Source organism: uncultured Enterovirga sp. (genome assembly GCF_964242715.1).
GTDB lineage: Bacteria > Pseudomonadota > Alphaproteobacteria > Rhizobiales > Beijerinckiaceae > Enterovirga.
In genome coordinates this window covers 1-8,782 of sequence record NZ_CAXTAZ010000091.1, presented here as the reverse complement: position 1 = coordinate 8,782, position 8,782 = coordinate 1, and the positions used below count along the sequence as shown (strand labels likewise).

Annotated in this window: 6 protein-coding genes; 4 read left to right on the top strand and 2 right to left on the bottom strand. The window is 68.2% G+C overall.

Features of this window, described 5'->3' with window-relative positions; genetic code table 11:
* Positions 1-126: 126 nt before the first annotated feature.
* The gene (locus ACFE87_RS24250; protein ID WP_375462231.1) at positions 127-2,616 is read left to right on the top strand and encodes a glycogen/starch/alpha-glucan phosphorylase; all 2,490 of its coding nucleotides are present in this window, start codon (positions 127-129) and stop codon (positions 2,614-2,616) included.
* A 67-nt stretch (positions 2,617-2,683) separates the two neighbouring features.
* Here the strand turns inward: ACFE87_RS24250 and ACFE87_RS24245 are convergent, their stop codons facing one another.
* Complete coding sequence (locus ACFE87_RS24245) at positions 2,684-3,241, bottom strand: TetR/AcrR family transcriptional regulator (protein ID WP_375462230.1); 558 nt, start codon at positions 3,239-3,241, stop codon at positions 2,684-2,686.
* A 175-nt stretch (positions 3,242-3,416) separates the two neighbouring features.
* Here ACFE87_RS24245 and ACFE87_RS24240 point away from each other — a divergent pair, with 175 nt between their 5' ends.
* From ACFE87_RS24240 to ACFE87_RS24230, 3 genes are all read left to right on the top strand, one after another.
* Positions 3,417-4,094 carry a PspA/IM30 family protein gene (locus ACFE87_RS24240; protein WP_375462229.1) on the top strand — a complete coding sequence of 226 codons (678 nt, stop codon included), beginning with the start codon at positions 3,417-3,419 and terminating at the stop codon, positions 4,092-4,094.
* A gap of 42 nt (positions 4,095-4,136) precedes the next feature.
* Complete coding sequence (locus ACFE87_RS24235) at positions 4,137-4,412, top strand: YiaA/YiaB family inner membrane protein (protein ID WP_375462228.1); 276 nt, start codon at positions 4,137-4,139, stop codon at positions 4,410-4,412.
* 79 nt (positions 4,413-4,491) lie between these two features.
* The gene (locus ACFE87_RS24230; RefSeq protein WP_375462227.1) at positions 4,492-7,920 is read left to right on the top strand and encodes an acyl-[ACP]--phospholipid O-acyltransferase; all 3,429 of its coding nucleotides are present in this window, start codon (positions 4,492-4,494) and stop codon (positions 7,918-7,920) included.
* Positions 7,921-7,956: 36 nt separating this feature from the next.
* On the opposite strand, the gene ACFE87_RS24225 is transcribed toward ACFE87_RS24230, so the two are convergent.
* Positions 7,957-8,631: a 4'-phosphopantetheinyl transferase gene (locus tag ACFE87_RS24225; protein WP_375462226.1), complete on the bottom strand. Its 675-nt coding sequence runs from the start codon at positions 8,629-8,631 to the stop codon at positions 7,957-7,959.
* Positions 8,632-8,782: the final 151 nt, after the last annotated feature.

Below are 8,782 nucleotides of genomic sequence, written 5' to 3'. Positions count from 1 at the left end.
GCCAAACCCCAGCCGTGAATCCCGCTTCGAATCGGAAAGAGCTGAACCCGCTCTAAGCGGCCGAAATTGCGGTCGAGGGTCAGGCCGCCTAAAAGCGACGTTTCGTCCAGATTCGGACCCGTTACGATGCTTGGACAGATTGACGGCTCCGTTCCCAGGAGCCCGGCCCGCAGCGGCCCCGCAGCCGACGCCGTCGGCGAGGGGGCCCGCACCATGCGCGAGGCGATCCTCGGCAAGATCCGCTACGCGGCGGGACGCGACGTCGAGGCTGCGCGCGACCACGACTGGTTCCTGGCGACCGCCCTCGCCGTGCGCGACCGGATCGTCGACATCTGGCTCGCCTCGATCCGGCGCACGAATCCAGACCAGAAGCAGGTCGCCTATTTCTCGCTCGAATTCCTGATCGGCCGACTGCTCGGCGACGCGATCTCCAATCTCGACCTCACGGGCGAGGTCCGGGAGGCCCTGGCCGGGCTCGGCGTCGGTTTCGACAAGGTGAGATGCGCGGAGGCCGACGCCGCGCTCGGCAATGGCGGGCTCGGGCGCCTCGCGGCCTGTTTCATGGAGAGCATGGCCTCGCTCGATCTGCCGGCCTATGGTTACGGTATCCGCTACGATTACGGGCTGTTCCGCCAGGTCCTGACCGAGGGCTGGCAGCACGAAATCCCGGAGGATTGGCTCTCCTTCGGCAATCCCTGGGAGTTCGAGCGGCCGAACATCGCCTATCCGGTCCGGTTCGGCGGCACCGTCGAGCTGGCGGGGTTGCCCGACGGCTCGATCGAGCATCGCTGGCACCACGACGAGACCGTGATGGCGGTCGCCTACGATACCCCGGTCGTTGGTTGGCGCGGCAGCCGCGTGAACACGCTCCGGCTCTGGTCGGCCCGCTCCGTTGATCCGCTGAAGCTCGAGGCCTTCAACCACGGCGATTACGTGGGGGCCATGGCCGAGCGTTCGAAGGTCGAGGCGATTTCGCGCGTGCTCTATCCGAGCGACGCCACGGCGGCCGGCCAGGAACTGCGGCTCCGCCAGGAATTCTTCTTCACCTCGGCCTCGCTGCAGGATCTCATCCGCCGCCATCTCGAGCGGCATCCCGACCTGTCGAATCTCGACGGCAAGGTCGCGATCCAGCTGAACGACACCCATCCGGCGATCGCGGTGGCGGAGTTGATGCGGCTCCTGGTGGACGAGAAGCGCCTTCCCTGGGACGAAGCCTGGCGCATCACCACCGGCACGCTGAACTACACGAATCACACGCTGCTGCCGGAGGCGCTCGAAAGCTGGCCGACCGGCCTGATGGAGCGGCTCCTGCCGCGCCACATGCAGATCATCTACCTGATCAACTGGCTGCATCTCGAGAAGCTGAGCGAGACCGCGCCCCTCACCGATGACCTGATCAAGCGCATTTCCCTGATCGACGAGGGCAGCGGCCGCCGCGTCAGGATGGGCCACCTCGCCTTCCTTGGCTCCCGGCGCGTGAACGGCGTTTCGGCGCTGCATACCGAGCTGATGCGCGAGACCGTGTTCAGCGATCTGCACGCGCTCTACCCCGACCGGATCGTCAACAAGACGAACGGCGTCACCTTCCGGCGCTGGCTGCAACAGGCCAATCCCGGCCTGACGCAGCTCCTGGTCGAGGCCGTCGGTCCCTCGGTCCTCGACGACCCGGACGCGCTCCTCGCCTTCGACAAGCTCGCGGGCGATGCAGGCTACTGCGACCGGCTCCAGGCGATCCGCCGCCAGAACAAGCTGACGCTCGCGCGCGAGATCAAGGCTCGTCTCGCGATCGACGTCGATCCGGATGCAATGTTCGACGTCCAGATCAAGCGCATCCACGAATACAAGCGCCAGCTCCTGAACCTCGTCGAGACGGCCGCCCTCTACGAGGCGATCAAGGCGGAGCCCGAGAAGAACTGGGCGCCCCGGGTCAAGATCTTCGCCGGCAAGGCGGCGTCGAGCTACATCCAGGCGAAGCTCATCATCAAGTTCGCCTACGATCTGTCCCAGAAGGTGAACAACGACCCGGCCATGCGGGGTCGGCTCGCGGTCGCCTTCATGCCGAATTACAATGTCAGCCTTGCCGAGATGATCATCCCGGCCGCCGATCTCTCGGAGCAGATTTCCACCGCCGGCCTGGAGGCTTCGGGCACCGGAAACATGAAGCTCGCGCTGAACGGCGCGCTGACGGTCGGCACGCTCGACGGCGCCAATGTGGAGATCATGGAGCGGGTCGGGCGCGACAACATCGCGATCTTCGGCCTGACCACACCCGAGGTCGCAGCCCGGCGCGCCGATCCCCATCATGGCCGCACCGCGATCGCGAACTCGCCACGCCTCGCCGCCGTGCTCTACGCGATGCGGGCGGGCGCCTTCTCGCCGGACGACAGGACCCGCTATGCCGGGCTGGTCGAGGGCCTGTCGGAGCACGACACCTTCTTCGTGACCGACGATTTCGACAGCTATTGGGAAGCCCAGCGCGGCCTCGACACCCTCTGGGCCGATCCCGCCGACTGGTGGCGGCAGAGCGTCGCCAACACGGCCCGGATCGGCTGGTTCTCCTCCGACCGCACCATCCGGGATTATGCCGAAGAGATCTGGCGGGTGCCGGTGCGGTAGGGCGATCCGGCGCCGCTAAGGTGCTCGCCTCAGGCGAGCCTTGAAGCACACGGTACCTTGAAAGCACCTAGTTCGAGCCCACCCGTAACCCCCGCACCGCGGCCCGGACGAGCGTCTCGACCATCGCCGGCACGTCGTCGCGTCCGACCGGACCGAGGCCGCCGAGCTCGCCGAGATAAACCATGCCGTGGACGCTCGACCACAGGGCCTTGCTGACGACCGGGATCGCATCTGGATCGAGACCTTCGATCGCCGCGAGCACGCCATCGATGATGGCGAAGAGGGCCGCGATGTCGGCCGCGATGGCGGGCGGCGGCTCGATCGTACGGCGGTCGAAGATCGCGGCCCAGGCATGGTGGTTGGCGCGGGCGAAGACTAGGTAGGCGTCCGCGAGGCAGATCAGCCGATCGGCGGGCTCGTCGCTTCGGCCGGCGGCCAACTCATCCGTCAGGTGGTTCCGTAGCAGCCGCATGGTGACGGCGTTTGCCTCAAGTTTCAGCGCCTCCAGGCTCCCGAACAGAAGGTAGACGGTGCCGACGGCCGTGCCGGCCCGTTCCGCGACCGCCCGCGCCGTCAGCGCCGCCGCGCCCTCCTCGCGCAGGATGGCGAGGGCGGCGTCGACCACGGTGCTGCGATCCGCGTCCCGGCTCGCCCCGTCCTTACGGGGACGTCCTCGCGCTTTTTTAAGAACGTTGTTCATTTATATCTTGCGCAGCTTCGGGGTCCCGGTATATGCATTTCTAGAACGACGTTCAACTAATCCGCTTCGCCCCTGGAGCGGCGTCGTCCGGAGACTGAAGATGATCAGGACCATGCAGCTTCTCCTGCGCGGAGCCATCGCGGACAACGCCCAGGCCATGCACGATGCCAACGCCGTCGCGATCCTGCGCCAGCAGATAAGGGACGCGGCCGGCGCGCTCGCCGGCGCCCGCCGGGAACTCGCGGTCGCGATGGCCTATCACGCGGCCGAGCTTCGCGCCCTCGACGCCATCGCAAGCCGCATCGAGACCGTCTCGGACGGCGCCCGCAAGGCGCTAGCGGACGGGCGCGAGGATCTCGGCCGCGAGGCCGCCGCCCTGATTGCCGCGCTCGAGGACGAGCGCGAAGACCGCCGGGCCGCGATGTCGGGCTTCGCCGCCGAGATCGAGCGGCTGAAGCAGCTCGTTGCCCACGGGCAGGACCGCCTGCGCGATCTCGATCGCGGCCTGCAGACCGCGCGGGCCGCGGAAGCCATCCGCCGGGCCGGCATCAACGGCCGCCGGGTTGTCACCCTGTCCAGCGGCGCGCTGAACGAAGCCGAGGAGACCCTCTCCCGCCTCCGCGACCGGCACCGCAACGAGGACGACCTTTGCGACGCGCTCGCCTCGCTGGAGCGCGACGCCGTCGCCGGGGTCGAGGATCGGCTCGACGCGGCCGGATACGGCAAACGCCGCACCGACCCGCAAGCCGTGCTCGACCGCCTCAGGGCGCCGGCCTGACTCCACCTTAACCTCTCGTTTCGGATCACAGGAGAACAAGCCATGACACCTCAGATGCCCCACACACCTGCGTGGAAAACCTTCACCTATGTGAGCTTCTTGATTGCTGCCGGAATGCTGGCGATCGGCGTCTTCTTTGCGCCGGTCGACGTCTGGATCAAAGGTTACCTCTCCATGGCTGCGATCTTTTGCGTCGGCGCGACCTTCACGCTCGCCAAGACCTTGCGGGACGAGCACGAGGCGAGCCGCCTGATCAACAAGATCGAGGACGCCGCGACGGAACGGGTGCTGCGTGAGGTCGTCCCCGGCCGGATCTGAGATCGTTCCTCGAGAAACGATGCCGCGCTCCCGCCTGGTGGGCGCGGCATTCCCTCGAATTCCCTGACAGGAGGCCGGCATGGCCGAGAATACGTCCTCTCACCTTCTTCGCAGCCGCCGTTTCGCGCCGCTCTTCTGGACGCAGGCGCTCGGCGGCTTCAACGACAACCTGTTCAAACAGGCGATGGCTCTGCTCGTCGCCTACCGGGCGGGCTCGTCCTCGGGCCTCGATCCGGCGTCGCTCACCGCGATCGCAGGCGCCGCCTTCGTCGCCCCGTCCATCTTCCTCTCCGCCTATGCCGGCCTCCTGGCCGACACCATGGACAAGGCGGTGCTCGCCCGCTGGCTCAAGCTCGCCGAGATCGTGATCATGGCGCTCGGCGCCATGGCGCTGGCGACCGGGAGCCTCTACGGCCTCTTCGCGGTCCTGTTCCTGATCGGCTGCCAGGCGGCCCTGTTCGGGCCGGTCAAATACGCGTTGCTCCCGGCCCATCTCCGGCCCGACGAACTGGTCGGCGGCAACGCGCTGGTCGAAGGCGCCACCTTCCTGGCGATCCTGCTCGGCAGCATCCTGGGCGGCTCCCTGATCGGGACGGAACAGGGGCCGACCATCGTGTCGGTTGCCCTGATGGTCATGGCCGTGCTCGGCTATGTCGCCTCTCGCCTGATCCCTGTCGCGCCCCCGGTCGCGACGCCCGAGGCGGATCTCGCCCGGCATGCCGGGACGCTCGCGGTGCTGCGCGACGCCCGTGCCGATCGCACGATCTGGCTGACTATCCTGGGCCTGTCCTGGTTCTGGACGGTCGGGGCCACGCTTCTCTCCTTCGTGCCGCCGCTGGCGCGCGACCTCATGGGCGGCGGCGAAGCGGTGGCGAGCTTCCTCCTCGCCGTCTTCTCCGTCGGGATCGCCATCGGCTCGCTCCTCTGCGCCCGGCAGCTCCGGGGCGAGATCACGCCCCGTCCCGTGCCCTTCGCGGCGCTGGCCATCTCGGCGCTTCTCGTCGCCTTCGCGATCGCGACGGCCGCGCTGCCCGCGCCCACCTCCATGGGCCGCCATCTCCTCGAGGTGCTCGCGGAACCCGGCACGCTCGTCGTCGCCGTCACCCTCCTCGGCATCGCGGTCGCCTTCGGCTTCTACGCGGTCCCGCTCTTCGCGATCCTCCAGCATGCAGCGCCCGAGGGCGCCAAGGCCCGGACGATCGGGGCGAACAACATCGTGAATTCCCTCATGATGGTCGCGGGCGCCCTGGTCGTCGCGGCCTTGTCCTCCGGCCTCGGCCTCTCCTTGCCGACGCTCGCCCTGATCCTCGCGGCCCTGAACCTCGTCGCCGCGATCATCATGCTGCGGCTCCTGTCCCGCATCGTGCTGAAGACCGTCGTCCGCTCGGTCCTGTCCTTCATCTACGACGTCGAGGTCCGGGGCGCGGAGAACCTGGCACTGGCGGGCGAACGCCGCATCGTGGTCGCGAACCACCAATCCTTCCTCGACGGGCTCGTCGTCGCCGCCTTCCTGCCCGGAGATCCGGTCTTCGCGGTCGACACGAACATCGCCAAGAGGTGGTGGACGCGGCCGCTCCTCTCCCTCGTCGACTTCGCGCCGATCGACCCGACGAACCCGATGGCCCTGAAGTCGCTCGCCCGCGAGGTCGAGCAGGGCCGGACGCTCGTGATCTTTCCCGAGGGGCGGCTCACGGTCACGGGCTCGCTGATGAAGGTCTATGACGGCCCGGGCCTCGTCGCCGACCGGACCGGCGCCGACGTGATCCCGGTCCGCCTCGACGGCGTGCAGCACACGATCTTCACCCGGCTGTCCGGGCGGGTCGCGCGACGCCTCGCCCCGAAGGTGACGATGACGGTACTGCCGCCCAGGCGGCTCCCCGTCGATCCGGCGATCAAGGGGCGGGCCCGCCGGAAGATGGCGGGCCAGCTCCTTTACGACGTGATGTCGGAGACGATCTTCCTGACGTCGGCAATCGACCGGACGCTGTTCCGGTCGCTCTGCGACGCAAGCGCCCTGAACGGCCGCAACCATCCGATCGTCGAGGATGTCGACTTCACGCCGCTGACCTATGGCCGGCTCGTGGCGGGTGCCTTCGTGCTCGGCGCGAAGATCAAGCGCATGACGCAGGAGGGAGAAGCCGTCGGCATCCTCCTGCCGAATTCCGTCGGCGCGGTCGTGACCTTCTTCGCGCTGCAGGCAACGGCCCGGGTGCCGGCCATGCTGAACGTCTCGTCCGGCGCGGCCGGGATGGCTGCCGCCTGCCGGATCGCGCGGGTGACGACGATCCTCTCGTCGCGCCGCTTCGTGGACAAGGGCAAGCTACAGGCCGTGGTCGACGAGCTCGGCCGGACGATCCGCATCGTCTATCTCGAGGATGTCCGCGATACGATCGGCCGACTCGACAAGCTCGTCGGGCTGGCGCGGTCCTACGCGCCTTCCCTCACCTATGCGGACGCGAACCCGAACGGCCCGGCCGCCATCCTGTTCACGTCGGGCTCGGAGGGGTCGCCGAAGGGCGTCGTGCTCTCGCACCGCAACCTCAACGCCAACCGGCATCAGGTCGGCGCACGGATCGCCTTCAACACGCGCGACATCGTCTTCAACGCGCTGCCGATGTTCCACTCCTTCGGCCTTGGCATCGGCACGCTCCTGCCGATCCTGGCCGGGATTCGAACCTTCCTCTATCCCTCGCCGCTGCATTACCGGGTCGTGCCGGAGCTGATCTATCAGACCAACGCGACGGTGTTCTTCGCGACCGACACGTTCCTGCGCGGCTATGCCCGCATGGCCAATCCCTACGACTTCCACTCCGTGCGGATCGTGGGTGCCGGGGCGGAACGGGTCTCGGACGAGACGCGGCGGATCTGGTCGGAACGCTTCGGCGTGCGGATCCTGGAAGGCTACGGGGCGACCGAGACCGCGCCCGTGATCGCCTTCAACACGCCGATGCATTTCCGGGCCGGCACCGTCGGCCGCCTGATGCCGGGCATCGAGCACCGGCTCGAACCCGTGACCGGGATCGAGGACGGCGGTCGCCTGTTCGTGAAAGGCCCGAACGTGATGCTGGGCTATTTCAGGGACAGCGCGCCCGGCCTGCTCGAACCCGTCGAGGATGGCTGGTACGACACGGGCGACATCGTCGCGATCGACCCGGACGGCTTCGTCACGATCAAGGGCCGGGCCAAGCGCTTCGCCAAGATCGCGGGCGAGATGGTCTCGCTCGGCGCCGTCGAGGAGCTCGCCGCGCGTGCCTCCCCGGCGCACCGCCATGCGGCGCTCTCTCGGCCCGACCCGCGCAAGGGCGAGGCCGTCGTGCTGGTGAGCGAGGACCCGGCGCTGACCCGCGCCGATCTCGTCCGGGCTGCGGCCGAAGCGGGCCTGCCCGAAATCATGCTGCCGCGCGAGGTCCTGGCTGGTCGCGCGATCCCGGTCCTCGGGACGGGCAAGACGGACTATGTCGGCCTCGCCGCCGCGCTCGAAGCCGAGGGCGCACGTCAGGCCGCGTGAGGCGGCATGATAGCGGGCCGCCCGGACGACGTTGCCTCAGTCTTCGGCGGGGATGAAGGCGAGGGTCAAGATGCGAAGCCCTCGCGAGACCCGGAAGGGGACAACGCGGCGGCCCTGCACGACAGCGGTCCCGGCCACGAGGTCGACCTCGACATCCTCGAACTCGAGAAAGGCAAGGTCGATCGGTTGGACGGCCTTGTAGACGGCCTCCTTCACCGAGAACAGGATCCGGCCGTGGAGAGGATCATCCGGGTTGCCCTTGCGTCGCTCGCCTGGCGTGAGAACAGTCATGAGCAGATCGGCCGGGAGCAGTCCGGCTGGTTCGAGATCGATGCCGAGCGACACGTAAGAACGGGTCGGGCCGACGATCGCGACGGCCACCTCGTCGTCATGCGCGATCGAGCCTGTGACGCCCCTGGGCCAGACGGGCGCTCCGGACGGAGATCGAGCCACCGCCTGGGCGGGGGCACCCATCATGGGAAGCAGCTCGCGCGCGAGGAGGCGGCCCGCGCCGGTGGCGCGCTGGGCGGCGACCGACCGTCCTCGAGAGTTGGTATCCTCGCCGGGCAGAAGCGCGGCCTCGTTGCCGGGCATGATCAGGCGGCAGCCGGCATGTGTGCCCGGTAGAGCGAGGCGGGTGAGATCCTGTCGAAGGGCGGCCTCGGACGAATAGGCATCGGCAGCACCGCTCGGACGGCTGATGTTGCTCACGCTCGTCAGTCTTCGTGATCAGAAGGAACGCGCCGCAAGGTAAGCATAGCCTCGCCGTACCACGCGACCGCGCTTGGCGCAGCCCAAACAGGAAACGCCCGCCTGTCCTGGTTTTCACCGGGACGGGCGGGCTTTGTGTTTGGTTGCGGGG

Coding starts and splice junctions, on each gene's coding strand:
- ACFE87_RS24230 (WP_375462227.1), top strand. CDS start 4,492: ATGGCCGAGAATACGTCCTCTCACCTTCTTCGCAGCCGCCGTTTCGCG.
- ACFE87_RS24235 (WP_375462228.1), top strand. CDS start 4,137: ATGACACCTCAGATGCCCCACACACCTGCGTGGAAAACCTTCACCTAT.
- ACFE87_RS24240 (WP_375462229.1), top strand. CDS start 3,417: ATGATCAGGACCATGCAGCTTCTCCTGCGCGGAGCCATCGCGGACAAC.
- ACFE87_RS24250 (WP_375462231.1), top strand. CDS start 127: ATGCTTGGACAGATTGACGGCTCCGTTCCCAGGAGCCCGGCCCGCAGC.